25 protein-coding genes and 1 pseudogene are annotated in these 26,491 nt (G+C 66.3%); 9 read left to right on the top strand and 17 right to left on the bottom strand.

Translation table 11 applies throughout. The features are described 5' to 3' along the window. The 6 genes from QOC76_RS19040 to dop all read right to left on the bottom strand — a co-directional run. Positions 1-465, bottom strand: a 465-nt coding sequence (locus QOC76_RS19040) for an FAD-dependent oxidoreductase (protein WP_526359187.1), incomplete at its 3' end; no start/stop codon positions are given. An 8-nt stretch (positions 466-473) separates the two neighbouring features. Continuing rightward, entirely contained in the window at positions 474-2,915 is a 2,442-nt protein-coding gene (locus QOC76_RS19035) for an FAD-dependent oxidoreductase (RefSeq protein WP_526359185.1), read from the bottom strand. A 154-nt stretch (positions 2,916-3,069) separates the two neighbouring features. Next, on the bottom strand, positions 3,070-3,792 hold the full coding sequence (prcA, locus tag QOC76_RS19030) for a proteasome subunit alpha (RefSeq protein WP_526359183.1): 723 nt from the start codon (positions 3,790-3,792) through the stop codon (positions 3,070-3,072). Beyond that, positions 3,789-4,718, bottom strand: coding sequence for a proteasome subunit beta (gene prcB / locus QOC76_RS19025; protein ID WP_526359181.1), 930 nt, complete (start codon positions 4,716-4,718; stop codon positions 3,789-3,791). The genes prcA and prcB overlap by 4 nt, the downstream gene beginning before the upstream one ends. Next, positions 4,715-4,909 (bottom strand): ubiquitin-like protein Pup, encoded by a 195-nt coding sequence (locus QOC76_RS19020; RefSeq protein ID WP_046365221.1) that lies wholly within the window; start codon positions 4,907-4,909, stop codon positions 4,715-4,717. Before QOC76_RS19020 ends, prcB begins: the two co-directional genes overlap by 4 nt. Positions 4,910-4,999: 90 nt before the next feature. Further along, positions 5,000-6,496, bottom strand: a complete 1,497-nt coding sequence (dop, locus tag QOC76_RS19015; protein ID WP_526359179.1) for a pup deamidase/depupylase — start codon at positions 6,494-6,496, stop codon at positions 5,000-5,002. A gap of 304 nt (positions 6,497-6,800) precedes the next feature. On the opposite strand from dop, the gene QOC76_RS19010 reads away from it, so the two are divergent. Both QOC76_RS19010 and QOC76_RS19005 read left to right on the top strand, forming a co-directional pair. Beyond that, positions 6,801-7,955, top strand: coding sequence for a hypothetical protein (locus QOC76_RS19010; RefSeq protein WP_526359205.1), 1,155 nt, complete (start codon positions 6,801-6,803; stop codon positions 7,953-7,955). A gap of 128 nt (positions 7,956-8,083) precedes the next feature. Then, positions 8,084-9,262 (top strand): hypothetical protein, encoded by a 1,179-nt coding sequence (locus QOC76_RS19005; protein ID WP_526359203.1) that lies wholly within the window; start codon positions 8,084-8,086, stop codon positions 9,260-9,262. A gap of 88 nt (positions 9,263-9,350) precedes the next feature. Here QOC76_RS19005 and QOC76_RS19000 read toward each other — a convergent pair whose 3' ends face one another. Together QOC76_RS19000 and arc are read right to left on the bottom strand one after the other, a co-directional pair. After that, a complete protein-coding gene (locus tag QOC76_RS19000; RefSeq protein ID WP_526359177.1) occupies positions 9,351-9,902 on the bottom strand; it encodes a hypothetical protein in 552 nt (183 codons plus the stop codon). A gap of 132 nt (positions 9,903-10,034) precedes the next feature. Next, on the bottom strand, positions 10,035-11,855 hold the full coding sequence (arc, locus tag QOC76_RS18995) for a proteasome ATPase (protein WP_526359175.1): 1,821 nt from the start codon (positions 11,853-11,855) through the stop codon (positions 10,035-10,037). Positions 11,856-12,002: 147 nt separating this feature from the next. On the opposite strand from arc, the gene QOC76_RS18990 reads away from it, so the two are divergent. From QOC76_RS18990 to QOC76_RS18980, 3 genes are read left to right on the top strand one after another with little or no spacing between them, the layout of a single operon-like run. Further along, on the top strand, positions 12,003-12,434 hold the full coding sequence (locus QOC76_RS18990) for a hypothetical protein (protein WP_526359173.1): 432 nt from the start codon (positions 12,003-12,005) through the stop codon (positions 12,432-12,434). An 11-nt stretch (positions 12,435-12,445) separates the two neighbouring features. Continuing rightward, positions 12,446-12,970: a lipoprotein LppK gene (gene lppK, locus QOC76_RS18985; protein ID WP_526359171.1), complete on the top strand. Its 525-nt coding sequence runs from the start codon at positions 12,446-12,448 to the stop codon at positions 12,968-12,970. An 11-nt stretch (positions 12,971-12,981) separates the two neighbouring features. Beyond that, complete coding sequence (locus QOC76_RS18980) at positions 12,982-13,278, top strand: DUF503 domain-containing protein (RefSeq protein ID WP_526359201.1); 297 nt, start codon at positions 12,982-12,984, stop codon at positions 13,276-13,278. Here QOC76_RS18980 and QOC76_RS18975 read toward each other — a convergent pair. Further along, positions 13,275-14,102: a class I SAM-dependent methyltransferase gene (locus QOC76_RS18975; protein ID WP_526359169.1), complete on the bottom strand. Its 828-nt coding sequence runs from the start codon at positions 14,100-14,102 to the stop codon at positions 13,275-13,277. The two genes, QOC76_RS18980 and QOC76_RS18975, sit on opposite strands and share 4 nt — an antisense overlap. 75 nt (positions 14,103-14,177) lie before the next feature. Between QOC76_RS18975 and QOC76_RS18970 the strand changes: the two genes are divergently transcribed. The 3 genes and pseudogenes from QOC76_RS18970 to QOC76_RS18960 all read left to right on the top strand — a co-directional run. Beyond that, positions 14,178-15,077, top strand: coding sequence for a RecB family exonuclease (locus QOC76_RS18970; protein ID WP_526359167.1), 900 nt, complete (start codon positions 14,178-14,180; stop codon positions 15,075-15,077). A gap of 170 nt (positions 15,078-15,247) precedes the next feature. Then, a complete protein-coding gene (locus QOC76_RS18965) occupies positions 15,248-16,042 on the top strand; it encodes an acyl-CoA thioesterase domain-containing protein (RefSeq protein ID WP_526359165.1) in 795 nt (264 codons plus the stop codon). Positions 16,043-16,044: 2 nt separating this feature from the next. After that, positions 16,045-16,412: pseudogene (locus QOC76_RS18960) on the top strand (flavodoxin family protein); the annotation flags it as partial. On the opposite strand, the gene QOC76_RS18955 reads toward QOC76_RS18960, so the two are convergent. The 6 genes from QOC76_RS18955 to QOC76_RS18930 form a co-directional block, all read right to left on the bottom strand. Further along, complete coding sequence (locus QOC76_RS18955) at positions 16,357-17,742, bottom strand: FAD-containing oxidoreductase (protein ID WP_526359163.1); 1,386 nt, start codon at positions 17,740-17,742, stop codon at positions 16,357-16,359. The pseudogene QOC76_RS18960 and the gene QOC76_RS18955 overlap by 56 nt on opposite strands. Continuing rightward, complete coding sequence (locus tag QOC76_RS18950; RefSeq protein ID WP_526359161.1) at positions 17,743-18,243, bottom strand: DUF4126 family protein; 501 nt, start codon at positions 18,241-18,243, stop codon at positions 17,743-17,745. Positions 18,244-18,313: 70 nt separating this feature from the next. Then, entirely contained in the window at positions 18,314-19,165 is an 852-nt protein-coding gene (gene hisG, locus QOC76_RS18945; RefSeq protein ID WP_526359199.1) for an ATP phosphoribosyltransferase, read from the bottom strand. Between the two features lie 5 nt (positions 19,166-19,170). Further along, a complete protein-coding gene (locus QOC76_RS18940; protein WP_526359159.1) occupies positions 19,171-19,452 on the bottom strand; it encodes a phosphoribosyl-ATP diphosphatase in 282 nt (93 codons plus the stop codon). A 36-nt stretch (positions 19,453-19,488) separates the two neighbouring features. Continuing rightward, entirely contained in the window at positions 19,489-20,961 is a 1,473-nt protein-coding gene (locus tag QOC76_RS18935) for a sugar porter family MFS transporter (RefSeq protein ID WP_526359157.1), read from the bottom strand. A gap of 82 nt (positions 20,962-21,043) precedes the next feature. Next, positions 21,044-21,727 carry an HAD family hydrolase gene (locus QOC76_RS18930; protein WP_526359197.1) on the bottom strand — a complete coding sequence of 228 codons (684 nt, stop codon included), beginning with the start codon at positions 21,725-21,727 and terminating at the stop codon, positions 21,044-21,046. 40 nt (positions 21,728-21,767) lie between these two features. On the opposite strand from QOC76_RS18930, the gene QOC76_RS18925 reads away from it, so the two are divergent. Beyond that, positions 21,768-22,577 carry an NmrA family NAD(P)-binding protein gene (locus QOC76_RS18925; protein ID WP_526359155.1) on the top strand — a complete coding sequence of 270 codons (810 nt, stop codon included), beginning with the start codon at positions 21,768-21,770 and terminating at the stop codon, positions 22,575-22,577. On the opposite strand, the gene QOC76_RS18920 is transcribed toward QOC76_RS18925, so the two are convergent. After that, positions 22,574-22,708, bottom strand: a complete 135-nt coding sequence (locus QOC76_RS18920; RefSeq protein WP_526359153.1) for a hypothetical protein — start codon at positions 22,706-22,708, stop codon at positions 22,574-22,576. The genes QOC76_RS18925 and QOC76_RS18920 overlap by 4 nt on opposite strands. 36 nt (positions 22,709-22,744) lie before the next feature. Then, positions 22,745-26,416, bottom strand: coding sequence for a methionine synthase (gene metH / locus QOC76_RS18915; RefSeq protein ID WP_526359195.1), 3,672 nt, complete (start codon positions 26,414-26,416; stop codon positions 22,745-22,747). Between the last annotated feature and the right edge of the window lie 75 nt (positions 26,417-26,491).

The following is a 26,491-nucleotide window of genomic DNA, read 5'->3' as shown; positions in this document are numbered from 1 at the left end:
GATGTGCGCCTGAACCGTCATCTCCGGGCGGGCGAACCCCGCCTTCGCTTCGTAGAGGGCGATGTCGCCGGGGTACGGCGTGAATGTCGGATAGCGACGCCGGATCTCGGCGGCGTCGAGCATCTCGTGCGACAGGCCCCATTCCTGGCTGGCGCGTTGGCTTCCGGCGACGGTCAGGCAGTTCGACGGCCCCATGAACAGGCCGCCGGTCAGCCGGTAGACCTCGAGCCCGGTGTCGGTGGCGAGTTGGTCCCACAGCTCGTAAGCCCGCAGGAGCAACGGCACGTACGCCGGGTCCTCGAAGTAGGACTGCCGAATGATGCGCGAGCCGCCGTGGCTGGAGCCCTTGTCGTGTGCGGGAGTGAACTTCTCCAGCCCCAGCACTCGCTGACCCCGCGCGGCCAGGTGGTAGGCGGCGGCGCTGCCCATCCCGCCGAGACCGATGACGATGACGTCGTAACCCATTGTTTGCGTTACCTCTTGATCCGCGCCATCTCGGGATCGACGACGGGCTCGGCGTGCACACCGGCCGCCAACCGGGTGCCGCGATAGTCGACGGTGACGCCGTCACCGACCTCGGCCGCGGCAGGCAGCCACGCGTAGGCGATGGTGCGCCCGACCGTCGGCGAATACGCCGCGCTGGTCACATATCCGACGCAGCGCTCGGCGATGTACACCGGCTCCTTGCCGAGCACGACGGCGGTCGGTTCGTCGAACACGATGCTGCGCAACACCTTCTGCGGTGCCGCCGCGCGCTCCAGCGCCGCCTTGCCGACGAAGTCGTCCTTGGTCATCTTGACCGCGAAGTCCACGCCCGCCGCGGCGGGCAGGTGCTCGGCGGTCATGTCGGTGCCCCACAGCCGGTAGCCCTTTTCGATGCGCAGGCTGTTGAACGCGATCCGCCCTGCGGCGATCACGCCGTGTGGCCTGCCCGCCTCGACGAGCAGATCCCACAGCGCGGCACCGTATTCGGCGCTGGTGTAGATCTCCCAGCCCAGTTCGCCGACATAGGAGACCCGCAGCATGGTGACGGGAATCGCGCCGAGGTAGGTCTGCAGCGCGCGGAAGTACTTGAATTTGTCGTGCGCCAGGTCGTCGGGGCACAGCGGCGCCACCGTGTCGCGGGCCAGCGGGCCCCACACGCCGACGCAGCAGGTGCCGCCAGTGATGTCGCGCAGCGTGACGTCACCAGGTAGGTGGCGGCTGAGCCAGTCGAAGTCCATCGGCCCGTTGACGGCGACCTGGAACCGGTCGTGCGCGAGCCTGGCGACGGTGATATCGCTACGGATTCCGCCGGTTTCGTCGAGCAGCATCGTGTAGGTGACCGATCCGACGCTCTTGTCGACGTTGTTGGTGGACATCCGCTGCAGGAACGCCGCCGCGCCTGTGCCCGCGATCTCGTAGCGGGTCAGCGGCGTCATGTCGTACATGGCGACGTGCTCGCGGGTCCAGTGCGCCTCGGCGATCGAGATCGGCGACCAGAACTGCGACGACCAGTCGTCGCGCTGCGGGAACGGCAGACCGTCGGCGCTGAGTCGTTGTGCCAGTTCGGCGTTCGCCTCGAACCAGGCCGGCCGCTCCCAACCCGCACCTTCGTAGAAGAACGCACCGAGCTCCTTCTGCCGCTCGTAGAACGGGCTGGTGCGCAGCCCACGGAGCGCAGTGCGGAACTGGGAGGGGTGGATGACGTCGTAGACCTCGACGAAGGCCTGCGAGCTGGTCTGCATGATGAAATCGGGGCTGCGGGCCATGTCCTCGAAGCGATAGAGGTCGCATTCGTGGGTGTCGATCGACGGTGTTCCGTCGACGATCCATTCCGCCGTCGCCTTGGCGACACCGGCGGAGTGCGTCACCCACACCGCTTCGGCAACCCAGAACCCCTTCAGGTCGCGATGCTCACCCATGATCGAGAAACCGTCGGGCGTGAAGGAGAAGATACCGTTGAACGCTTCTTCGACCTTCGAGTCCCCAAGTGCCGGAATGAGTTCGGCTGCTGCCGACCAAGCGGGCGCGAAGTCCTCCTCGGTGAAGGGCAGCATCGACGGCATCGGCTCGCCTGCCGTATCGGCCATCAGGGTGGTCATATCGACTGGCATCGGCCGGTGGCTGTAGGAGCCGATACCCAGGCGGTCGACGTGCTCGCGGAAATAGACGTCCTGATCTTGATGGCGCAGGATCGGAAGGCCGGCCTCGGACGACTCGGTGTTCCGGCCCACCAGCGCGGCGATCTGTCCGGTGCGCGCGTACTGGTGCGCCATCGGAACCAGTGGCACCACGAGGCCGACCTCCTTGGCCAGCCGGGCGCCCCAGAACCCGGCCGCACACACCACGATGTCGGCGTCGACGACACCGTCGGCCGTGCGCACACCGACCACCCGGCCGCCCTTGTCGACGATTCCGACGACCTCGATGTGCGGCACGAAAGTCGCGCCGCGCGCCATCGCGCGACCGGCCTGGGCCTCGACGGCGCGCACCGCCTTGGCCAGCCCGTCGGCGGGTGTGTGGAAACCCCCGAGGATGCGGTCGACATCGACCAACGGATGCAGCTGGACGCATTCGGCGGGGCTGAGCAGCCTGCCCTCGATTCCCCAGGCTTCGGCCCAGCCGACCTTGCGGTGCAAGTCGGCCCAGCGCTCGGGGGTGGTGGCCACCTCGAGCCCGCCGACCTGGTTGAAGACCCAGCCGTCGCGGTGTTCCAGCGAGCAGAACTTGTCGATGGTGTATCCCGCGAAAGCGCTCATCGTCTTCGACGGATTGGTTTGGAACACCAGGCCGGGCGCGTGGGAAGAGGACCCGCCGGTGGCGAACAGCGGCCCCCGGTCGAGCACCGTGAGGTCGGTGAGTCCGCGCGCGGTGAGCTCGTCGGCGAGGGCAGCCCCGACGACCCCGGCACCGATCACGACGACTTTTGGCATGGCGAGCCGATCTGTCGGCTGTTGCTTATAGCGCAACGCGTTGTGCAAGACGCAACAAATGCTCCTCCAGCAGAGTCGCCACGTCAACAGGAACACGCCGAAAAGAACAGCCTGGCAACCGGCTGTGAGCAGGAGACCTGCGAGTGGAGGGCGGCTACTCTTCTGAGCTGGACGAGTCCTCGGGCAGCACGGCCTCGAGGGCAGGCCCGGTGATGCGGCGGAATGCCCGCCGTGGCCGGTTCGTGTCGAGGATGGCGACCTCGAGTGTGTCGGGGCCGAGGATACGGTCCTCCGAGCCGTTGCGACCCGCCTTGAGGGCCGCGACGGCGATCTTCACCGCCTCCGAGAGCCCGGTGTTCTCGGCATAGGAGTCCTTGAGCTTCTCGATGATCGGCTCCGTCGTGCCGCCCATCACCACGAAGTGCGGTTCGTCGGCGATCGACCCGTCATAGGTGATGCGGTAGAGCTCCGGCGCCTTGGTCTCGCCGAAGTGTGCGACCTCGGCCACACACAACTCGACCTCATAAGGCTTGGCCTGCTCGGTGAAGATAGTGCCCAGCGTCTGGGCGTACACATTCGCCAGCTGACGGCCGGTGACGTCGCGTCGGTCGTAGGCGTAGCCCCGGGTGTCCGCGAACTGGATGCCGCCGCGGCGCAGGTTGTCGAACTCGTTGAACCGCCCGACCGCGGCGAACCCCACTCGGTCGTACAGCTCGCTGACCTTCTGCAGCGACCGCGACGGGTTTTCCGCGACGAACAGCACACCGGAGTCGTACGCGAGCACCACCACGCTGCGGCCCCGGGAGATACCCTTGCGCGCGAGTTCCGACCGTTCGCGCATCGCCTGCTCGGGCGAGATGAAATACGGAAAGCTCACGAGTCGCCCCGCGCATCGGTCGACGGCCCGGACGTGGTGCGGAATGTGTCTTCGCGAGAACGACTTTCGATGACCTCACGGGCCAACGCCGCGATCCGCTGCTCGGGCACCTCCTCGGCACCCTCGGCACCGAGGATCACCGCCGTCGGGTAGATGCCACGCACCAGATCGGGCCCGCCGGTCGCGGAGTCGTCGTCGGCCGCGTCGTAGAGGCCCTCGATGGCCACCCGCAGCGCCGACTCGGCATCGACCACCCGCGAGTACAGCTTCTTGATCGACGACTTGGCGAAGATCGAGCCGGAACCAACCGACTGGTAGCCCTCTTCCTCGAAGTTCCAGCCACCCGCGGCGTCGAACGAGACGATGCGCCCCGCCGCCTCCGGATCGGAGTCGTCGAGGTCGTAGCCGGCCAGCAACGGCAGCGCGATGAAGCCCTGCAGTGCCGCACCGAGATTGCCGCGCACCATGGTCGCCAAGCGGTTCACCTTGCCCGGGAACGTCAGCGGCACACCTTCGACCTTCTCGTAGTGCTCGAGTTCGACGGCGTAGAGGCGGGCGAATTCGACGGCGATCGCCGCCGTGCCCGCGATGCCCGTCGCCGTGTAGTCGTCGGTGATGTACACCTTCTTCACGTCACGGCTGGCGATCATGTTGCCCTGGGTCGCGCGGCGGTCACCCGCCATCACCACACCACCGGGAAAGGTCAGCGCGACGATCGTGGTGCCGTGCGGCAGCGCATCACCCGCTCCGACGCCCTCGGCACCGGTTCTGTTCACGGGTAGGAGTTCGGGCGCGGAACGACGAAGCAGTTCAGAGAAGGACGACAGGTCTACGCGCACGTGAGGAGCATAGAAGGCTTGCGGAACTGACGGAGCTCCGGGAAGAGGTGACGGGAAGTGCAGCTGATCGCGTTGCGTCCAGCTCACTGGCCACCCTTCTGGACGTATGCGCGAACGAAGTCTTCGGCATTCTCCTCGAGAACGTCGTCGATCTCGTCGAGCAGATCGTCGGTCTCCTCGGTCAGCTTCTCGCGACGCTCCTGCCCGGCGGCCGTGCTGCCGGTGAGGTCGTCGTCCTCGCCGCCACCACCGCCGCGCTTGGTCTGCTCCTGAGCCATCGCTGCCTCCTGCTTTGTCATCGGCGCCTATAGCCGCCCGCCGTTACTTCACACTACCGTTCGGCAGCGGGATTGCCCGGGATAGCACGGCTAATTGGTGAGCTGCTCTACCAGTTCTACGGCGCTGTCAACGGAGTCCAGCAGCGCCCCGACGTGCGCTTTACTACCCCGCAGCGGCTCCAGGGTCGGAATCCGGACGAGCGAATCACCGCCGAGATCGAAGATCACCGAGTCCCAGCTCGCCGCCGCGATGTCGGCGCCGAAGCGTCGCAGGCACTCCCCACGGAAGTAGGCGCGCGTGTCGGTCGGCGGATTGTCGACGGCGTCGCGCACCTGCTGTTCGGTGGTCAGCCGCTTCATCGAGCCGCGCGCCACCAGGCGGTTGTAGAGCCCCTTGTCGAGGCGCACATCGGAGTACTGCAGATCGACCAGGTGCAGGCGCGGTGCCGACCAGTTGAGGTTCTCCCGGTTGCGGAAGCCTTCGAGCAGACGGAGTTTCGCCGGCCAGTCCAGGATATCCGCACATTCCATCGGGTCCCGCTCGAGCAGGTCGAGGACGTTGGCCCAGGTTTGCACGACGTCCGCGGCGCGCGGGTCGGGGTCGCGGCTGTCCACCAGCTTGGCCACCCGGTCCAAGAAGATCCGTTGCAGCGCAAGGCCGGTCAACTCGCGCCCGTCGGCGAGAGCGACGGTGGCGCGCAGCGACGGGTCGCGGCTGACGACGTGCACGGCGTGCACGGGCCGGGCCAGCGCGAGATCGCTGAGGTCGATGCCCTCTTCGATCAGGTCCAACACCAGCGAGGTGGCACCGAGCTTGAGGTAGGTCGACGTCTCGGCGAGGTTCGCGTCACCGATGATGACGTGCAGTCGCCGGTATTTGTCGGCGTCGGCGTGCGGTTCGTCGCGCGTGTTGATGATGCCGCGTTTCAGCGTGGTCTCCAGACCGACCTCGACCTCGATGTAGTCGGACCGCTGGGACAGCTGGAATCCGGGCTCGTCGCCCGACGGCCCGATCCCCACCCGGCCGGACCCCGTTATCACCTGGCGGGAGACCAGGAACGGGGTCAATCCTGCGATCACGGCCGAGAACGGCGTCTGGCGCGACATCAGATAGTTCTCGTGCGAACCGTAGGACGCGCCCTTGCCGTCCACGTTGTTCTTGTAGAGCTGCAGCTTCGCCGCGCCCGGCACGCTGGCCACATGGCGCGCGGCGGCCTCCATCACGCGTTCGCCGGCTTTGTCCCAGACGACCGCGTCCAGCGGGTCGGTGCACTCGGGTGCCGAGTACTCCGGGTGGGCGTGGTCGACGTACAGCCGCGCGCCGTTGGTCAGGATCATGTTGGCCGCGCCGACCTCGTCGGCATCCACCACCGGCGGCGGACCCGCCGACCGGCTCAGGTCGAAACCGCGCGCGTCGCGCAGCGGCGATTCCACCTCGTAGTCCCACCGGGTGCGCTTGGCGCGCTGGATCCCCGCGGCGGCCGCATAAGCCAGCACCGCCTGCGTGGACGTCAGGATCGGATTCGCGGTGGGGTCCGACGGCGACGAGATGCCGTACTCGACCTCTGTTCCGATAATCCGCTGCATATCCCCAGCCTAGGCGACGACCCGAAGTAGCCTGCGACCGTGCCATCGGATCAGCACGATCGCGACACGACCGCGAGCCGGTTGGTGGCCACGCTGGGCGCCCCCATGGCCGCCGCGAATTATCCGGTCACCATGGTTCGCGAGGTGATGGCTGCAGATCGCCCAGCTTGCGTTCGGCATCCCGATCGCCGCGCAGGTGGGCGGGGTCGCGGAGGGCAACTTCCTTGCCTTCATCCGTGTCACCGAGCTGACCGAAACGCCGCACCGGCGTGCGATGCACGATCAAGGACGGGAGTACGCACCGATGGTGTCTGCGGAGGTCGCACAACGGCGCGCTGCCGATCGATGGTTCCTCGAACGAGGGTTGCCTGCGGTACTTCGGCCTGGGGCGTTGGTGCGACGGCTGATCCCACGGTCGGCACCCGCAATGGCAGTTCTGGCGGTGTTCATGGCCAACTCCGTCCTGGTTGTTCTCGTCAGCGGCAAGCACACGATCGATATCGACGGTCACCCGACGCGCACAGAGTGGTTCGTCCTGGCGCTGCTGGTGCTGGTCCTGCCGGTCGCGGTGACTGTCGGCTGGCTGGTGTCGCGGATCCGTAGCGTGCGTGTCCGCACGTTGGTGGCCGTCGGGTCGGTGGGCGTAGCCGTCGCCGGGGGCATCCTCGGCGGCCCGAGCCCGCGAATCGTCACCAATCTTGTGTTCGAGGGCATCGTGATCCTGGGTGCGCTGGCATTCACGGCGTGCGGAGCGGGGTCGATCCTGGGGTGGGGCCTGCGGACCGCCTTGGCGAATCTCGCATTCGTCGGCGAGCTGTTCGTGCGCGCGCTGCCCGTCGTGCTGCTCACCGTCCTGGTCTTCTTCAACACCTACGTCTGGTCGATGGCGTCGACCATCAGCCGGCCTCGGCTGTGGCTGGCGCTGTCCTTTCTCGGCCTGATCGCTATCGCGTTCATCACATCGGCGACGGTGGACCGAGTGCGGCCCATGCTGGCGGGGTCCCGCCAATCTTTCGACGACGACATCCGGTTGACCGGCACCCCTTTCGAGGGCATGCCTCACCCCGCCGCCGGCTATCCGTTGTCTTGGACGGAACGCTGCAATGTGATCTTCGTGCTCGCCACGTCGCAGGTGCTTCAGGTCGGTCTTGTGGCCATCGTCGCCGGGCTCATCTTTTTCGTGCTGGGTTTGATCCTGCTCAGTCCGCAGTTGCTGGCGCAGTGGACACGAAACGGCCCGAGTGACGGCCAGCTCTTGGGGATGACGCTGCCTGTGCCGCAGGCCCTGATTCAGATCAGCATGTTTCTCGCAGCGATGACGTTCATGTATGTCAGCGCACGGGCCGTCGGCGACGGCGACTACCGGACCCGGTTCCTCGACCCGCTCATCGACGATCTTCGGCTGACGCTGGTCGCGCGCAGCCGCTATCGGGCCGCCGTCGCAGGCACCGGTTCGTAACGCTTTTCCAGCGATTCCACCCGAACACGACCAGAGCCTTGCGCGCGAATATCCCCGAGTTCCACGGCCGTCGTCGCATCGGCGTCACTCCACCATTCGCACTGGAATCTCGCCGTCTCTCGCGCACAATGGTCGCCGTGCCGAATATGCGAGAGGTCCATCAGTGGTTCCTGCATCGGGGGCTGCCGCTGGTGCTCACCCGTCGGGTCCGCTCGCGCGCGCTGATCGAGCGCTCGGCACCGGTGGTCAGCGGCGTCGGCGCGGTCATCGCGTTGACGATGGTGCTGGCCGAACTCACCGGCGGCGACCCGGATTTCGGCAACGTGACCCGCCTCGCCGTGCTGACCTTGTTATTGACCGCCGCCCCGGTGGCGCTGTACCTGCTGCATCAGACCGGCACCACGCTGGGCATCGCGGGCAGGCGCTCGGCCGCGCTTCTGGTGATGGCTTTGTTCGTGTTCGGACTTCCGTTCGCCGACAGCGGATTTTCCGGTTTTGCGGCCGCCGAGATCTTCGGCTTCGCCGTTGTCGCGCTGCTCGCCGTATGGCTGACATACCTCGGCTTCGGGGCGATCGCGCTGTGGGCGTTTCGGTACGCCATGGTGCAGGTCGGCGCGCTCGGCACCCTGATGAGCCGCGCACTGCCGCTGCTGATGCTCACGGTGGTGGTGTACTTCACCGGCGAGCTCTGGCAGCTGGCCGCAAGGATGACCCGCCAAAGGCTTTGGCAGACCGTCGGTTTCCTCGCCCTCGTCGCCATCGTCTTCATGGTCACCACGATTCGCGACGAAGTGCACGCGCTGCGCGACGACCGAGCCGAACAACACGACCCGGCCCGACTGCTGGCGGATACACCGCTGAAGATCGAGGCGGACCATCAGCCGACGCGCAGTCCGCTGTCACTGGCCGAGCAGGTGAACGTCGTGGCCGTGATGGTGGTATCGCAGGCGATCCAGGTGGTCTTCTTCACCGCTGGGCTGTTCGCGTTCTTCCTCGCGCTGGGCGTCATCGCCATACCCGACGATGTGACCGTTCTGTGGTCCGCCGAAGAGGGCTGTCCCGTCGGCGAACCGCCTTGCGCCGGAACGTGGTTCGGCGTTCACATCCCGATACCGCAGACCGTGGTGCACACGTCGCTGTTCGTCGCGGTGCTGTCCGGGTTGTACTTCACGGTGAGCACGAGCGTCGACCCGCTGTACCGGCAGCGTTTCTTCGACCCGCTGGTGTCCGACGTGGCGGTGAGCCTGGCCGGCCGCGACGCCTATCTCGAGATGGAGCTCCGCGGTTCCCTAGACCCGGTGCCCTAGGCACCGCGTGCATGGCTCTCCCCGTCACCGCGAGCGTGCGTGTCTGCACCCGACACGCCGCTCAGCGGCGTCACTCTGTGCACGCTCGTCACGGAACTAACTGCAGCGAATAGCTGTTCGCGAGATCGTCTTGGGTCACGCAAGCGGGGCTTGCAAGGCCTGGCAGATCGGCCAGCGTCAGAGCCGGGTCGATCGTCTGGCTGAATGTCTGCATAACCCAGCGCCTGCCGTCGGGGTCGACGAGCTCATAGATCTCCCGGCCCGCGTCGAATGTGAACACTACTTTTCGGTCAACCTGGTTGACGTTATACGGCGCCGGGTTCATGGAGGCCAGCTGTACGGTGGCCTGCCGGATCATCTCGAGGCCACCGAAATTGTTGTGTTCCAGCGCTTCTCGATGTAGCTTGCCGATGCTGCTCATCAGCCAGTACCTGGGTCCGTTCAGCAGGGCGGCGACGGTGCCGTTCTTTTCCGCGATGGCCTTCGCGTTCAACGCGTCCCACAGTTCGGCGGGGCAGTCGTTGAGCGGGAAAGTGTTGTAGACGTTGGCCTGTGGACCCGACGCGCCGACGGTGACCAGAAGCACCTCGCCGTAGCGCTTGCCGAATACGCCGTCGATCACAGAGATGTCATCGGACATATCGCGACGGTAGCCCTCGGCACGCCGCGAAGGTGCGCGAAGTGCCGCGATTCGACGGCGTGTCCGGCAGCAGACACGCACGCTCGCGGTGAGGGGGTGACCGACCCCGGCTCGCGGTGCAAGGCCTAAGGCCTACAGGTACTGACCCAGGTTCGACTCGGTGTCGATCGCCCGCGAGGCGCTCGACGACTTGCCGGTGACCAGGGTGCGGATGTAGACGATCCGTTCGCCCTTCTTGCCCGAGATCCGTGCCCAGTCATCGGGATTGGTGGTGTTGGGCAGGTCCTCGTTCTCGGCGAACTCGTCGACGATCGAGTCGAGCAGATGCTGAATGCGCAAGCCGGGTTGGCCTGTCTCCAGCACCGCCTTGATCGCATTCTTCTTCGCGCGGTCGACCACGTTCTGGATCATCGCCCCGGAGTTGAAGTCCTTGAAGTACATGACTTCCTTGTCACCGTTGGCGTAGGTGACTTCCAGGAACCGGTTGTCGTCGATCTCGGCGTACATCCGGTCGACGACCTTCTCGATCATCGCCTTGATGCATACCGCCCTGTCGCCGTTGAACTCGGCGAGGTCTTCGGTGTGAATCGGCAAGTGCTCGGTGAGGTACTTGCTGTAGATATCCTGCGCCGCTTCGGCATCCGGACGTTCGATTTTGATCTTGACGTCGAGACGGCCCGGCCGAAGGATCGCGGGGTCGATCATGTCCTCGCGGTTGGACGCTCCGATCACGATGACGTTCTCCAGCCCCTCGACACCGTCGATCTCCGACAGCAGCTGCGGGACGACCGTCGTCTCGACGTCCGAGCTGACGCCAGTGCCGCGGGTGCGGAAGATGGAGTCCATTTCGTCGAAGAACACGATCACCGGAGTGCCCTCAGAGGCCTTCTCCCGTGCCCGCTGGAAGATCAGCCGGATGTGCCGCTCGGTTTCACCGACGAACTTGTTGAGCAGCTCGGGGCCCTTGATGTTGAGGAAGTACGACTTCGCCTCGCGGGCGTCGTCGCCGCGCACCTCGGCCATCTTCTTGGCCAGCGAGTTGGCGACCGCCTTGGCGATCAGCGTCTTGCCGCAGCCGGGAGGTCCGTAGAGCAGCACACCTTTCGGCGGGCGCAGCGAGTACTCCCGGTAAAGCTCCTTGTGCAGGAAAGGCAGCTCGACCGCGTCGCGGATCTGCTCGATTTGGCGACCCAGGCCGCCGATGTCGCCGTAGCTCACATCGGGAACCTCTTCCAGCACCAGGTCCTCGACCTCGGCCTTGGGGATGCGCTCGAAGGCGTAGCCGGCCTTGGTGTCGACCAGCAGCGAGTCCCCGGGCCGCAGCTTGCGCGGCCGCAGGTCGTCGTCGACGTCGTCGTCGTAGCTGACGGGCAGGTCCTCCGCCGCAACCAGCGGATCGGCGAGCCAGACGATGCGTTCCTCGTCGGCGTGACCGACCACGAGGGCGCGGTGCCCGTCGGCAAGGATTTCGCGCAGGGTGGAGATTTCCCCGACGGATTCGAAGTTTCCGGCCTCCACGACGGTCAGCGCCTCGTTCAGACGGACGGTCTGGCCCTGCTTCAGTGACGTCGTTTCGATGTTCGGCGAGCACGTCAGCCGCATCTTGCGGCCGGAGGTGAACACGTCGACGGTGTCGTCCTCCTGGACGCCGAGGAGCACGCCGTAACCGCTCGGCGGCTGACCCAGCCGGTCGACCTCCTCACGGAGGGCGAGCAACTGCTGTCGGGCCTCCTTGAGGGTCTCCATCAACTTGGAATTCCTGGCAGCGAGCGAATCGATCCTCGCCTCCAGCTGGTGCACATCACGGGCGCTACGGAGACCGCTCTGCGGTCCCACCGCGTTTTCCAGCTGCTCGCGCAGTACTGCTGCTTCTCGGCGAAGTTCCTCGAGCTCGGCCGCGTCATCGCTGGACATCGGTGTCCCGTAGGATTCAGAACGCTCTGACTCGCTCATGTTGCGCTCCCTCCATGCACCGCAAGTTGGTGCAGTAACAACTTCAACGCTACCGGCGATTCAGCCTTTGTGTGCGGTCTAGGTATTCGACACACCAGCACCACTTGTTAGCCTGAAGCCTGACCCGGGCCAATCGAAAGGACAATCGTGACCCTCAAAACCCTCCTTACCGGCGTCGCAGCTGCTGCTGTGATGGGTGGTGCGGCCATGGGTGTGACGTCGATTGCATCCCCCGCAATCGCTTCCGCAGACGACTGCGTCGACGCGGGCACTCTGCAAGGTGTGATTGACAGCCTGGTGGCCCCGGGCGGGGACTTCGCGGGTCCCAAGGGCCAGCTGATCTCGCCGCCGCTCGGCATCCTGTCGGGCAAGTATGCCAACGGCAAGCTGCGGGGCCTCTACGCGGCCGGCACCCTGCCCACCCCGATCTCCGTCGGGGCGCCGACCTGCTCCGGCAACACGGCGACATCACAGATCACCGCGGTCGGTAAGACCATGCCGATCACCTTCGTCAACGTGCTGGGCAACTGGAAGGTCACCGGCGCATCCGCTAATACGGTGCTTGCAGCATTCGGCTGATCCCGACCAACATGCGACAGCGGCCAACGGTATTTCCGTTGGTCGCTGTCGCGTTCTTCGGCGTCATCGCACTGTCGGGGTGCAACAGCGATACGCCACCGGCGGCCGAACCGCCCACGACGACGGCCGTCGCGGCCACGCCGCCGCCCGTGTCATCTCCCCTCCCACCGCCGGAGGCACTCGTCGATGTGCTCGCCCGGCTGTCGGATCCCGCTGTGCCCGGCGCCGAGAAGACCGGCCTCGTCGAGTTGGCGACCGCCGATGACGCCGCGGCGCTCGACAGGTTCGGCAAGGCGCTCGCCGACAACGGCGCTCTGCCGCTGAGCTTCGAGGCGGTCGACATGAAGTGGTCGGACACCGAAGCGGGAAACGTGGTGGCGACCGTCAACGTCACGACCGCCAACAAGCCGCCCGGCACGTTCACCTTCCCGATGGAGTTCACCCCCGTCCGGACCGGATGGCAGTTGACTCGCAAGACCGCTGATCTGCTGCTCCAGTTCGGCGAGGGGGCGACCGCCGCATCGCCTCCTCCGTGACGACGGCCGGTATGTGGATCGGCTGGCTCGAGTTCGACCTGCTGCTCGGTGACGTGCATTCACTGAAACAGAAGCGCTCTGCGGTCCGGCCGGTGATCGCCGAACTTCAACGGAGGTTCGCTGTTTCGGCGTCGGAAACCGGATCGCAGGATCTGCACCGGCGCGCCGGTATCGGGATGGCTGTGGTGTCAGGCGACCGGACTCACGTGGTGGATGTGCTCGATGCCGCCGAGCGATTGGTCGCCGCACGGCCGGAGATGGAACTGCTCTCGGTGCGGCGCGGACTGCGACGCAGCGACGACGACTAGATCTGTCGCTTACGCCGTGACTGCATCGGCGCGACGGTGCCGGGGGCGAGCTTGCGCGCGCTGATCAGAAAAGCGGTGTGTCCACGCATGCTCTGTTGCGGCCGCACGGCCAGCCCCACCACGTGCCAGCCTCGCTGCAGCGTCTCCCACGCCCGCGGCTCGGTCCAGCACTGCTGCTCCCGCAAAGCCTCGACGACCCGCGACAGCTGGGTCACCGTCGCCACGTAGATCATCAGTACGCCGCCCGCTACCAGCGCTTCGGCGATCGTGCCCAGCACCTCCCATGGGGCCAGCATGTCCAGCACCACGCGGTCCACTTGGGGGCCGCTGTATTCGGCGACGTCGGCGATGACCAAATCCCAGTTCTCGGGCAGCTCGCCGAAGAAGGTCGCGACGTTGCGCGACGCGTGCTGGGCGTGGTCGTCACGCACGTCGTAGGACACCACCCGGCCCTCGGGCCCGACGGCGCGCAGCAGCGAGCACGTCATCGCACCCGAGCCTGCGCCCGCCTCCAACACCCTGGCGCCGGGAAAGATGTCGCCTTCGTGCACGATCTGAGCCGCATCCTTGGGGTAGATCACCTGCGCACCGCGCGGCATCGACATCACGTAGTCGACGAGCAGGGGCCGCAGCACAAGGAACGGATCGCCGTTGGCCGAGGGGACCACGCTGCCCTCCGGCAGTCCGATCACTTTGTCGTGGGCGATCGCTCCCCGGTGGGTGTGGAATTCGCCGCCTGCCGTCAGCACCACGGTGTAGTGCCGCCCCTTGACGTCGGTGAGCTGCACGCGATCTCCAACGGCGAACGGACCGGTCCTTGGCACAGCTGCCCAGCCTGCCAGCAGACGCGCCGAGGTAGGTGTCCGGGGTTGTCGGAGCGGAGCCATAAGCTGCCCGTCATGGACCAGAACGAGGTCCCGTCCCCGCCGTCGGAGCACCGAAGGCCAGCTCTGTCGCCGTCGCGGGCCAGCGACTTCAAGCAGTGTCCGCTGCTGTATCGGTTCCGCGCCATCGACCGCCTGCCCGAGCCGGCGTCGACCGCGCAGCTGCGGGGGTCGGTCGTGCACGCGGCGCTCGAACAGCTCTACGCACTGCCTGCGCCCGATCGTGTGCCCGACACCGCGAGGTCGTTGGTCGACCCCGCGTGGGAGCGCGTCGTGGCCGACCGGCCCGACCTCGCCGACGATATCGACGCTGACGTCCGGGCGGCGTTGCTGGACGAGGCGAGGGCGCTGCTGTCCGGGTACTACCGACTCGAGGACCCGACCCGGTTCGACCCGGAGAGCTGCGAAGAACGCGTCGAGGTCGAGCTCGCCGACGGCACTCTGCTGCGCGGGTTCGTCGACCGCATCGACGTCGCGCCGACCGGTGAGCTCAGAGTCGTCGACTACAAGACGGGCAAGGCGCCGCCGGAGGCCCGGGCGCTGGCCGAGTTCAAGGCGATGTTCCAGATGAAGTTCTACGCCGTCGCATTGCTTCGGTCACGCGGCGTCCTGCCTGCAAGGCTGCGGCTGTTGTATCTGGCCGACGGCCAGGTGCTCGACTACTCCCCCGATCTCGAGGAGCTCGAGCGATTCGAGAAGACATTGATCGCCATCTGGCGGGCCATCCAATCCGCAGGCGCGACAGGCGATTTCCGTCCGCATCCGTCACGGCTGTGCGACTGGTGCGCCCACCACGCGCACTGCCCGGTGTTCGGTGGCACGCCGCCTCCGTACCCGGGTTGGCCGGACCGCCCCGCCGAAGGCAGCGGTCCGGGTGACGATGCGGTGCTGTACTCGGCGGAGCCTGCTGCGTGAGCGTCCGAAGGCGAGCGTGAGTGAGGATCGCAGCGAAGCGAGGACCGCAGTGAGCGGGAGCCGAGCCATGAGCGTCCGAAGGCGAGCGGGAGTGAGGATCGCAGCGAAGCGAGGACCGCAGCGAGCGGGAGCCGGGGCATGAGCGTCCGAAGGCGAGCGGGAGTCGAGGCATGAGCGGATGTCACTACCGTCGGCTCGGCGCCGACGGCGACGTCCAACTCTTCGAGGCCACCGACTACACCCGAAGCAACTGGGATCGCGAGATCCAGCACGGTTCACCGCCGCTGGCACTGATGACAAAACTCATCGAGGAACTCGCACGCGATTCGCCGTTGCGCATCGGCCGGGTGTCGATGGACATTCTCGGCGCGATTCCTGTTGCGCCGGTGCGGGTTCGGGCCTGGGTCGAACGCCCCGGCAGTCGCATCTCCTTGCTGGCGGCCGAAATGGTGGCCGCACGGCCCGGCGGCCCCGACCGTGCCGTCGCCCGCGCGTCGGCGTGGCTGCTGGCGACCAGCGACACCGCCGACGTCGCCACGGACCGCTTCCCGCCCCTCGTCGAAGGCGAGGCGGATCGGGTACCGCACAGCTGGGAGGGCGCCACGGGCTATCTGGAAGCGATCAGCTGGCGCCGACAACGGGATCTCGACAACGGATCACCGGTCGTGTGGATGAGTCCACTCGCCCATCTCGTGGATGCCGAACCGATGACGCCGGTGCAGCGCCTTGCCCTGGTGGTCGACTGCGCCAACGGCGCGGGCGCGGCGATCGATCCCGCGGCCTTCGTGTTCATGAACACCGATACCGCGATGCATCTGCACCGCGTTCCCATCGGCAATGACTTCGCGCTGCGGGCACGGGGCTCGATCGGACCCGACGGCATCGGCGCCACCACAGCCGACATCTTCGACCGGCAAGGGTTCGTCGGGACGTGTGCCCAGACCTTGTTCGTTCAGCGGCGCTGACATGCATGAACGGCACATGGCGCGACAAGGTGTCGGCCGGCTTCATGAACTCCGGAGCCAAGGCGGACGACAAGATGCACACCCTGACCTCGCTGTCGGTGTTCGCCGCCCAGCATCACATGCACTGGGTAACCTGGGATTGGGCGCCGGCTGGAACAGCTCGTCCGGTAGCGAGGACGACCTCAGCAGGCTCGGCTTCTGGTTGGGCGCGGGCGCGCAGACCGACGTCGACGCCCACCCGGATCAGATGCATCCCTCCGATGTCCGGACGTGCAATCATCTCGGCCGGCGGGTGGCGGCGGTGACGCGACAACTCAACCTTGGTCGAGCGGCTTCATCTCCTGCAGCATCGTCGGCACCAATTCACTGACCGTCGGGTGGATGTGCATCGTGCGGGCGACCGAAGTGTAGGGATCCCCGGCGGACATGATGTCGAGGAGTGAATGCACGACCTCGTCCCCGCCGACGCCCAGGATGGCGGCACCGAGTATCTCCTTGGTCTCGGCGTCGACGACAACCTTCATGAAGCCCTGTGTCTCCCCTTTTTCGACCGCACGCCCGACTCTCGTCATCGGTCGCTTGCCTATCAACGCCTTTCGGCCTGACTTGCGCACCTGGTCGACGGTCAGGCCTGCGCGGCCGAGTGGCGGGTCGATGTAGAGCGCGTAGGTCGGCACGCGGTCGCTGATCCGGCGCGGATCGTCGTCGAGCAGATTGGCGGCCACGATCTCGAAGTCGTTGTACGACGTGTGCGTGAACGCGCCGCGACCGTTGCAGTCGCCCATCGCCCAGATGTGTTCGACGTTTGTCCGGCACTGGTCGTCGACCACGATGTAGCCGCGGCCATCGGTCTCAACGCCCGCGTTCTCCAGTCCCAGGTCGTCGGTGTTCGGCCGCCGCCCGATCGCCACCAGCAGATGGGTGCCTGCGATGGGGTCGGCACCGTCGCGCGGCGTCACATCGAAACCGTTGTCCCGCTTGCGAAACGCGATCGCCGTAGCGTTGAGTTCGACGGCGATCCCCTCCTTCTCGAGGATCTCCTTGATGGTCGCGGAGACGTCCTCGTCCTCGCGGGATGTCAGCCGCGGACCTTTCTCGACGACGGTGACCCCGGCACCGAAGCGCCGGTACATCTGGGCGAACTCGAGCGCGATGTAGCTGCCCCCGATGATGACGAGATGTTCGGGCACCGTGTCCAGATCGAGGATCCCGACATTGGTCATGTAGTCGATATCGGAAAGTCCCGGCATCTCCGGGATCACAGCCCGGCCACCGACATTCAGGAAGATCCTGTCCGCCTGCAGGACCTGGTCGTCAACCCGAATGGTGTGCGGGTCGACGAACCGTGCGTGTCCTCGGATCAGCGTGCAGTTATCCATCCCTTCGAGCCATGACTCGACGCCCCTGCGGTCGTCGAGCATGATCTTGTCCTTACGCGCCTTGACCCTCGCCATGTCCACACTGACATCGCCTATGCCGACGCCGTATTCGGCGCCGCGGCGGGCCGTTTGCGCGGCGTGCGCACTGGCCACGAGCGTCTTGGTCGGGATGCAGCCGGTGTTGACGCAAGTACCGCCGACGAGCTTGCGTTCGATCACCGCAACCGTCTGCCCGGCCTCGGTCAGCCTTCCCGCCAGGGGTGGCCCGGCCTGGCCGGCACCGATGATGATCGCATCGAACCTCTGTGCCGCAGTTGCCATTCAGATGACCGCGACGAGTGCGACGACCGCGAATCCGCCGACAATGGCAATGGCATCCTCGACAAGGGCGACCGGCAGGTCGCGTCCGCCACTGGCCGCGACGAGCCGCTTACGCGCTTCGGCACCGCCGAGCGTGCCGACGACCGCGCCGATCAACGCGGCACCGATCGCACCGACGACGACCCACGCCGTCGGGTTCAGCACGGCCCCGGTGGCGAGCACCGCACCGGAGAACGCACCGGTGAACAGCCTGGCGCCGAACTGCATCGGCACCCGCCTGCTCGGTGTGCTCGGCAGTTGGTCGGTCACCAACTCCCCGATCGCCAGAATGGTCAGCACCGTGACCGTGATCGGGTGCGCCACCCAATGCGCCCAGGTGTCGTCGAGGTTGATCCAGCCGAGCGCTCCGGCCCATGCCATCACCGCGGGCGCGGCCAATGCGCGCAGACCGGCGACCACACCGATCAGCAGAGCAAACAGCAGAACCAGGAAATACGTCATGCGGACCTCTCAGACCGGTGAAAACGTCACCCGGACGCTAACACGCAGAACTGGACAGAACCCGACTTAGTCAGAAGCGGCAGAACCTGATGTCGGAGGCCAGTATTGCCTTGGCGCCGATGGCCGCCAACTTGTCCATGATGGCGTTCACGTCGCGGCGCGGTACCAGTGCGCGCACTGCAACCCAGGCCGCATCGGCCAGCGGCGCGATGGTCGGCGACTCCAGTCCCGGAGTGACGGCGGTGGCCGCCTCGACCAAGCTGCGCGGGCAGTCGTAGTCCAGCATCAGATACTGCTGGCCGAACACCACGCCCTGCACGCGCGCGGCCAATTGATCGCGTGCCGCGGCGTTGTTGTCGCCGGGGTCGGTGTGTTCGATGAGCACCGCCTCCGAATCACACAGCGGCTCACCGAAGGCGACCAGATCATGCAGGCCCAAGGTGCGACCTGAGCCGACGACGTCGGCGATGGCGTCGGCCACACCGAGTGCGACGGAGATCTCGACGGCCCCGTCGAGGCGGATAACAGTCGCCTCGATCCCTTTGGCCGCCAGATCCTTTCGGACCAGGTTGGGAAACGCGGTGGCGATCCGCCTGCCTGCGAGGTCGGCGACTGTCCAGTCGCGGCCTGCAGGGGCGGCGTATCGGAAGGTCGACGACCCGAAGCCCAGGGCCAGCCGCTCGCGCACGGGGGCATCGGATTCGGCGGCCAGATCGCGACCGGTGATACCGAAATCGAGCTGCCCCGATCCTACGTAGATGGCGATGTCCTTGGGGCGCAGGAAGAAGAACTCGACGTTGTTGACCGGGTCGATGACCGTCAGGTCCTTCTGGTCGGTGCGACGTCGGTAGCCGGCCTCCGAGAGAATCTCGGCGGCGGGCTCGCTCAGCGTGCCCTTATTGGGTACCGCGACCCGCAGCATGTCGCTCACAGTTTTCCGTACACGTCGTCGAGGGTCAGTCCGCGGGAGAGCATCAGCACCTGCGTCCAGTACAGCAACTGGCTGATCTCCTCGGCCAGCGCGTCGTCACCCTCGTGCTCTGCGGCCAGCCACACCTCGCCCGCCTCTTCGAGGATCTTCTTGCCCAGCCCGTGCACGCCGCCGTCCAGCGCGACGACGGTGCCGCTACCGTCCGGCCGGGTGCGCGCCTTTTCGCTGAGCTCGGCGAACAGCGCGTCGAAAGTCTTCACGGCTCGCGATTGTTTCACGGGCTCCCGGGCAAAGTCACGGCGGTTTAGCGCCGTCTACGTCTTCGCGGTCGACTGCCCCTCGTGGACGATGTTGCCGTGCATGTCCTCCAGCGAGACACCCTTGGTCTCCTGCACCCACCTCCACACGAAGAGGAACGAGAGCACCGCGCACAGTCCGTAGAAGCCGTAGGCCAAGCCGAGGTGCTCGCGCAGGCCCGGGAACGTGACGGTGATCAACCAGTTCGCGGTCCACTGACCGGCGGCGGCCAAGCCCAGGGCGGCCGCGCGGATGCGGTTGGGGAACATCTCGCCAAGCAGGACCCAGACCACCGGTCCCCACGACATGCCGAAGGCGACGACGAACAGGTTCGCGGCGACCAACGCGATCACGCCGGACGCACCGGGCAGGCTCGGCTTGCCGTCGACGATCGTGGCGTTGGCGAAGATGACCGCCATCGTTATCAGGGTCACCGCCATCCCGGACGATCCGATGAGCAACAGCGGCTTGCGTCCGATCTTGTCGATCAGTGCGATGGCGATCAACGTGGTGGCCACATTCACCACGGAGGTGATTACCGTGTATACGGCCGACTGATCGGCGTCGAATCCGACCGCCTGCCACAGCACGTTGGAGTAATAGAAGATCACGTTGATACCGACGAACTGCTGGAATACCGACAGCCCGAGGCCGACCCAGACTATGCCGTAGATGCCGCCGGTCGGCTTGCGCAGATCCTTCCAGGACGGCTTGTCCTCCCGTTCCAGCGTTTCCTGGATACGGGTGATGGTGATCTCCAGATTCCGCTTACCGAGCAGCATGGTGAGCACGCGACGAGCTTCCGGAATCTTGTGGCTGGCAACCAGATAGCGCGGAGACTCGGGAATGGTGAATGCCAGCGCTCCGTACACAATTGCCGGCACAGCCATCACCATGAACATCCAGCGCCACGCATCCAACCCCAGCCACAGCTGCTCGTTCGGGCCACCCGCGATCTTCTGCAGCACCCAGTTGATCACGAAGGACAAGAAGATGCCGGACACGATGGCCAGCTGCTGAAGCGAGCCAAGACGCCCGCGGATGCTGGGCGGCGATGTCTCGGCGATGTACGCGGGGGCGATGACCGAGGCGATGCCGACCCCGATGCCGCCGACGACACGGAAGGCGACCACCAGCCACACGTTCGGCGCCAGCGCCGTGCCGATCGCACTCACCAGGAAGAACAAGGCGGCGATCTTCATCACCGAGATGCGCCCGATCGAGTCGGCGATCCGGCCGGCAGACATGGCGCCGACTGCGGCACCCAGCAGCGCGGACGCCACGGCGAACCCCAGCTTCGCGTTGTCGATCCCGAAGTCTTCCTGGATCGAATCAACCGCACCGTTGATCACGGCGCTGTCGTAGCCGAACAACAGACCGCCGAGGGCGGCCACCGAGGCGATCCTGACAGCCGTTCGGCCCGATGAGAAGTCCTCGTCGGCGATCGGTAAAGACGATTCATCCCCTACGGGTGCATTGGAACCTGCCATGGGCGTCCCTTTCGCAGCGTTGCGTGATCCGGGTCACTTGAGTACCCCTGTCTTACCATTGGCAAGCACGCCGCGGGTGCACTTACGCCGAGCGTTCCCCGACGTCACCGCTGAGTTGGGCATGGATCCGGCGAAGATCCCCGATTTCCAGGCCCGCCAGCGAACTCGCATGAGTCCGCCGCGGACCGTCGGGCACCTCGACATCGTTGGGCACCACCAACACCGGGCATCCGGCGCGTTCCGCCGCCGCCGTCCCGGTGACCGAGTCCTCGACTGCGAGGCACTCCTGCGGCGTCAGGCCCAGCAACCCCGCCGCGCGCAGATATGGGTCCGGTGCGGGTTTGCCGTTCGACACCTCGTCTCCGCATACCGTAGCCGAGAAGTAATGGCGCCCAATGCCGTTCAGTGCCCTCTCGGTGAGGGCTCGGGCAGTGTTGGTAACCAGCGCCATCGGTGTGCCCTCGGCGGCAAGCGCGTCCAACAGCTGCTTCGCGCCTTCACACCACGGCAGGCCCGCCTCGAAGAGGTCGGCGGTGTAATCGTTCAGCCAGCGGCTGGACTCGGCCATCGCGGCGGGATCGAGGTCGAGACCGAGGTCCGTGTAGACGATGCGCATGGTGTTCTCGGCAACGCTGCCCACCATCGAGGCCCGAACGGCGGGCGTCAGCTCACCGCCGAGCTTGTCGTAGAGCGCGGCCAGGGATACGTCCCAGACCTTTTCGGAGTCGACGAGGGTGCCATCCATGTCCCACAGCACCGCCTTCACACCCGCGATTGTGTCACGGAGCCCACGTAGCGTGAAAATCATGACCATCCTTGTGACCGGCGCCACCGGCAACATCGGCAGGCGCGTCGTCGATCATCTGATCGACATGGGCGCCAACGACATCCGCGCACTGACCACTGACCCGGCCAAGGCCAATCTGCCAGCCGGCGTGACACCCGTCATCGGATACCTCGGCAGACCCGAATCGCTGCCCGCTGCGCTTGCCGGCGTCGACCGGATGTACCTTGCGCCGCTGCCCGCAACGCTTCAGACCACGCTCGAGATGACCAAGGTCGCCGGCATGGCCTACGTCGTGGCGCTGTCCGGTGTCGACTACTGGCAGAGCCATGCCGACACCATCGCGGCCTCGGGCGTCGCCAACACGCAGCTCGGGCCGGGCGAATTCCTAGAGAACCTGGTGCTCTGGGCAGACCAGATCAGGACCACGGCGACGGTGCGCGATCCGTATCCGGGGGCGGTGGAAGCGATGATCTCGATGGATGACATCGCCAGGGTGGCCGCGACGCTGCTGATGACGCCCGGCCAATCGCATCACGGTCGGATGTATGAGCTCACCGGCCCGGAGTCGCTGACCCGCGCACAGATCGCCGAGCAGATCGGAGTCGGCATCGGCGTCGACGTGGGGTTCGAACAGTGCAGCCGCGACGAGGCCGTCCGCGCCCTGCGGCCGGTGATGGGCGACAGAGCCGGCTGGTACCTCGACACGGTGGCCGGTGCGCTCGACAAACCGCAGCAGGCCAATGGGTTGGTCGCCGAGCTCACCGGTGTTCCCGCGCAGTCGGTCGCCGAATGGGCGCGCGAAAACGCCGCGCTCTTCGGCGCGGTCTAGACGTTGAAGGACTTGGCCTCGGGCTGGTGCAGGACGAACGCATCGGTCGACTGCTCCTGATGGAGTCGGCGATACCCGTCAACCGGCTGCGCCGCCGCATAGGAAAGTGAACCGAAACCATTCGGCCGCATGGTGTTTCGGCTCGGTGAGCATGACGCCGTCACAGCTCAGTCCTCCGGGTTGTAGCCGAGGTTGGGGGCAAGCCAGCGCTCGGCCTCCTGCAGAGTCCAGCCCTTGCGCTTCGCATAGTCGGCGACCTGGTCCTGGGCCAGCCGGCCGACCACGAAGTACTGCGACTGCGGGTGCGAGAAGTACCAGCCGCTGACGGCGGCACCGGGCCACATCGCCATCGACTCGGTCAGCTCGATGCCGGACCGCTCCTTGACGTCCATCAGCTCCCAGAGCGTCGCCTTCTCGGTGTGCTCCGGGCATGCCGGATAACCGGGGGCGGGGCGGATTCCCACGTACTTCTCATCGATCAGCGCCTCGTTATCCAGCTGCTCGTCAGGCTGAAATCCCCAGAACTCCTTGCGGACCCGTTGGTGCAGCCGTTCGGCGAACGCCTCAGCCAGCCGGTCGGCGAGCGACTCCAGCAGGATCGCGCTGTAGTCGTCGTTGGCTGCCTTGAACTCCGCGATCTTGTCCTGGCTGCCCAGCCCCGTGGTGACGGCGAAGGCGCCGACGTAGTCAGCCAGACCCGTGTCCTTGGGCGCGATGTAGTCGCCGAGGCTCCGGTTCGGGATGCCGTCACGGTGCTCGCCCTGCTGGCGCAGGTTGTGCAACCTGGTGAGCACCTCGGTGCGGGTCTCGTCGGTATAGACCTCGAAGTCGTCGCCGACCGCGTTCGCCGGGAAGAACCCGATCACGCCGTTGGCAGTCAGCCACTTCTCCTTGATCAGGGTGTCGAGCATCTCCTGGGCGTCGTCGTACAGCTTGCGGGCCGTCTCGCCCGAGACAGGGTTGTTGAGGATGTCGGGGAACCTGCCCTTCATCTCCCAGGCGTTGAAGAACGGCTGCCAGTCGATGTATTCGCGCAACTCGGCGACGTCGTAGTCCAGGAATTCGCGCACGCCAAGACCCTGGGCAGGCACCGGTGGCGTGTAGCCGTCCCACTCGATCGGCGTCCGGTTGGCGCGGGCCTTCTCCAGCGTCAGCATCGGCCGCTCGCTCTTCTGGGCGTGCCGTTCGCGCAGGGATGCGTAGTCCTTCTCGGTGGCCTCCAGCAGCGCTGGACGCTGCTTGTCGTCGAGGAGCGCAGCAGCCACCGGCACCGAGCGGGACGCGTCCTTGACCCAGACCACCGGACCGGAACGACGCGGCGACACCTTCACCGCGGTGTGGGCGCGCGAGGTGGTCGCGCCACCGATCAGCAGCGGGATCTGCAGATCCTGACGCTCCATCTCGACGGCGAAGTTGACCATCTCGTCCAGCGAAGGGGTGATCAGGCCGGACAGCCCGATGATGTCGGCGTCGTGCTCCTTCGCCGCGTCCAGGATCTTCTGGGCGGGCACCATCACCCCGAGGTCGATCACCTCGTAGTTGTTGCACTGCAGGACAACCCCGACGATGTTCTTGCCGATGTCGTGGACATCGCCCTTCACGGTCGCCATGATGATCGTGCCGTTGGTGTCCTTACTCACTGAAGCTCCAGCGGCACCGGACTGTTCCTTCTCCGCCTCGATGAACGGCAGCAGGTACGCCACGGCCTTCTTCATCACCCGTGCCGACTTCACGACCTGCGGCAGGAACATCTTGCCCGAACCGAAGAGGTCACCGACGACGTTCATGCCGTCCATCAGCGGGCCCTCGATCACTTCGATCGGGCGACCGCCTGCGGCCTCGATCTCGGCCCGTAGCTCCTCGGTGTCGGCATCGACGTTGGCGTCGATCCCCTTGACCAGGGCGTGCGTAATCCGCTCACGGATCGGGAGGTTGCGCCACTCGGCCGCCACCGGGTCGTCGGCTTTCTCGGAACTGTTGAACCGTTCGGCGATCTCCAGGAGCCGCTCGGCCGCGTCCTCGCGCCGGTTCAGGACGACGTCGGTGATCCGGTCCCGCAGCTCGGGGTCGATCGAGTCGTAGGGCACCAGCGCACCGGCGTTGACGATGCCCATGTCCAGGCCGGCCTTGATGGCGTGGAACAGGAACACCGCGTGGATCGCCTCCCGGACGGGGTTGTTACCACGGAACGAGAACGACACGTTCGAGATGCCGCCGGAGATGTGCACCCCTGGCAGGTTCTCCTTGATCCAGGCGCAGGCCTCGATGAAGTCGATCCCGTACGTCGCGTGCTCCTCGATACCCGTCGCCAGCGCGAAGCAGTTCGGGTCGAAGATGATGTCCTCGGCAGGGAAGCCGACCTCTTCGGTCAGGATCCGGTAGGCGCGCCCGCAGATCTCCTTGCGGCGCTCCAGGTTGTCGGCCTGACCCTGCTCGTCGAAGGCCATCACGACCACGGCGGCGCCGTACTTGCGGCACAGACGTGCCTCGCGGATGAACTTCTCCTCGCCCTCCTTCATGGAGATCGAGTTGACGATCGGCTTGCCCTGCACGTTCTTCAGGCCCGCCTCGATGACCTCCCACTTGGAGGAGTCGATCATCACGGGGACGCGGCTAATGTCGGGCTCGGCCGCGACCAGCTTGGTGAACCGGTCCATCGCGGCGACGCCGTCGATCATGCCCTCGTCCATGTTGATGTCGATGACCTGCGCACCGACCTCGACCTGCTGCAGGGCGACCGACAGGGCGGAGTCGTAATCCTCGGCCTTGATCAGGTTGCGGAACCGGGCGGAGCCGGTGATGTTGGTGCGCTCGCCGATGTTCACGAACAGGGAGTCTTCGGTGATGTTGAGCGGCTCCAGGCCCGAGAGCCGGGTGGCCACTGGGATCTCCGGCAACTCCCGCGGCGGTTTGCCCTCCACGACCTTGGCGATCTCGGCGATGTGCGGCGGGGCCGTTCCGCAGCAACCACCGACCAGGTTGACCAGGCCGGCCTCGGCGAACTCGGCGATGTAGCCGGCCTGAGCCTCCGGCGACTCGTCGTACTCGCCGAAGGCGTTGGGCAGGCCGGCGTTCGGGTAGCAGGAGACGAAGGTGTCCGCGATCCGCGCCACCTCGGCGATGTAGGGCCTCATCTCCGGCGCGCCCAGGGCGCAGTTGAGGCCGACCGCGAGCGGCTTCGCGTGCCTGATCGCGTTCCAGAACGCCTCGGTGACCTGACCGGACAGCGTCCGCCCCGAGGCATCGGTGATGGTGCCCGAGATGATCACCGGCCAGCGCCGCCCGCGCTCCTCGAACAGCGTCTCGACGGCGAACACCGCCGCCTTCGCGTTCAGCGAATCGAAAATCGTCTCGATGATGAGGAGATCGGCACCACCATCGACTAGTCCGTTGGCGGCATCGAGGTAGGCGGCGACCAGCTGGTCGTAGGAGACGTTGCGGGCTCCGGGGTCGTTGACGTCCGGCGAGATCGACGCGGTCCGCGTCGTCGGCCCGAGGGCGCCGGCCACGTAGCGGGGTTTCTCCGGAGTGCTGAACTCGTCGGCGGCCGCCCGCGCCATGGCGGCTCCGGCGTAGTTCAGCTCGTACGCGAGCTCATGCATGTCGTAGTCGGAGAGCGACACCGCGTTCGCGTTGAACGTGTTGGTCTCGAGTATGTCGGCACCCGCTTCGAGGTACTCGCGGTGGATCCCCTCGATGATCTGCGGCTGGGTCAGGTTGAGCAGGTCGTTGTTGCCTTGCAGAGCGGTCGGCCACTCGCTGAACCGTTCGCCGCGGTAGCCGGCCTCATCGGGACGGTCCCGCTGGATCGCCGTGCCCATCGCGCCGTCGATCACCATGATCCGCTGGCGCAGAGCAGCCGTCAGTTCATCGGTGCAGTCGGGGCGGATGTTCGGCTCCCCGATCTTCGGCTC

It is taken from the genome of Mycobacterium sp. (genome assembly GCF_032159565.1).
Classification (GTDB): domain Bacteria; phylum Actinomycetota; class Actinomycetes; order Mycobacteriales; family Mycobacteriaceae; genus Mycobacterium.
The sequence above is the reverse complement of the archived record's forward strand: the minus strand, read 5'-3'. Positions and strand labels throughout refer to the sequence as shown.

What these genes read in the sequence shown, in the direction of transcription:
- QOC76_RS18955 (WP_526359163.1), bottom strand. Translation starts at nt 17,742, where the DNA reads ATGGCAACTGCGGCACAGAGGTTCGATGCGATCATCATCGGTGCCGGC.
- QOC76_RS18965 (WP_526359165.1), top strand. Translation starts at nt 15,248, where the DNA reads ATGAGCGGATGTCACTACCGTCGGCTCGGCGCCGACGGCGACGTCCAA.
- QOC76_RS18935 (WP_526359157.1), bottom strand. Translation starts at nt 20,961, where the DNA reads ATGGCAGGTTCCAATGCACCCGTAGGGGATGAATCGTCTTTACCGATC.
- QOC76_RS18950 (WP_526359161.1), bottom strand. Translation starts at nt 18,243, where the DNA reads ATGACGTATTTCCTGGTTCTGCTGTTTGCTCTGCTGATCGGTGTGGTC.
- hisG (WP_526359199.1), bottom strand. Translation starts at nt 19,165, where the DNA reads ATGCTGCGGGTCGCGGTACCCAATAAGGGCACGCTGAGCGAGCCCGCC.
- QOC76_RS18980 (WP_526359201.1), top strand. Translation starts at nt 12,982, where the DNA reads ATGTGGATCGGCTGGCTCGAGTTCGACCTGCTGCTCGGTGACGTGCAT.
- QOC76_RS18920 (WP_526359153.1), bottom strand. Translation starts at nt 22,708, where the DNA reads ATGCGGCCGAATGGTTTCGGTTCACTTTCCTATGCGGCGGCGCAGCCG.
- QOC76_RS19020 (WP_046365221.1), bottom strand. Translation starts at nt 4,909, where the DNA reads ATGGCTCAGGAGCAGACCAAGCGCGGCGGTGGTGGCGGCGAGGACGAC.
- QOC76_RS19035 (WP_526359185.1), bottom strand. Translation starts at nt 2,915, where the DNA reads ATGCCAAAAGTCGTCGTGATCGGTGCCGGGGTCGTCGGGGCTGCCCTC.
- lppK (WP_526359171.1), top strand. Translation starts at nt 12,446, where the DNA reads ATGCGACAGCGGCCAACGGTATTTCCGTTGGTCGCTGTCGCGTTCTTC.
- QOC76_RS19005 (WP_526359203.1), top strand. Translation starts at nt 8,084, where the DNA reads ATGGTCGCCGTGCCGAATATGCGAGAGGTCCATCAGTGGTTCCTGCAT.
- QOC76_RS19000 (WP_526359177.1), bottom strand. Translation starts at nt 9,902, where the DNA reads ATGTCCGATGACATCTCTGTGATCGACGGCGTATTCGGCAAGCGCTAC.
- QOC76_RS18925 (WP_526359155.1), top strand. Translation starts at nt 21,768, where the DNA reads ATGACCATCCTTGTGACCGGCGCCACCGGCAACATCGGCAGGCGCGTC.
- dop (WP_526359179.1), bottom strand. Translation starts at nt 6,496, where the DNA reads ATGCAGCGGATTATCGGAACAGAGGTCGAGTACGGCATCTCGTCGCCG.
- arc (WP_526359175.1), bottom strand. Translation starts at nt 11,855, where the DNA reads ATGAGCGAGTCAGAGCGTTCTGAATCCTACGGGACACCGATGTCCAGC.
- QOC76_RS18970 (WP_526359167.1), top strand. Translation starts at nt 14,178, where the DNA reads ATGGACCAGAACGAGGTCCCGTCCCCGCCGTCGGAGCACCGAAGGCCA.
- QOC76_RS19010 (WP_526359205.1), top strand. Translation starts at nt 6,801, where the DNA reads ATGGTGTCTGCGGAGGTCGCACAACGGCGCGCTGCCGATCGATGGTTC.
- metH (WP_526359195.1), bottom strand. Translation starts at nt 26,416, where the DNA reads ATGGTGATCGACGGCGCGATGGGCACGGCGATCCAGCGGGACCGTCCC.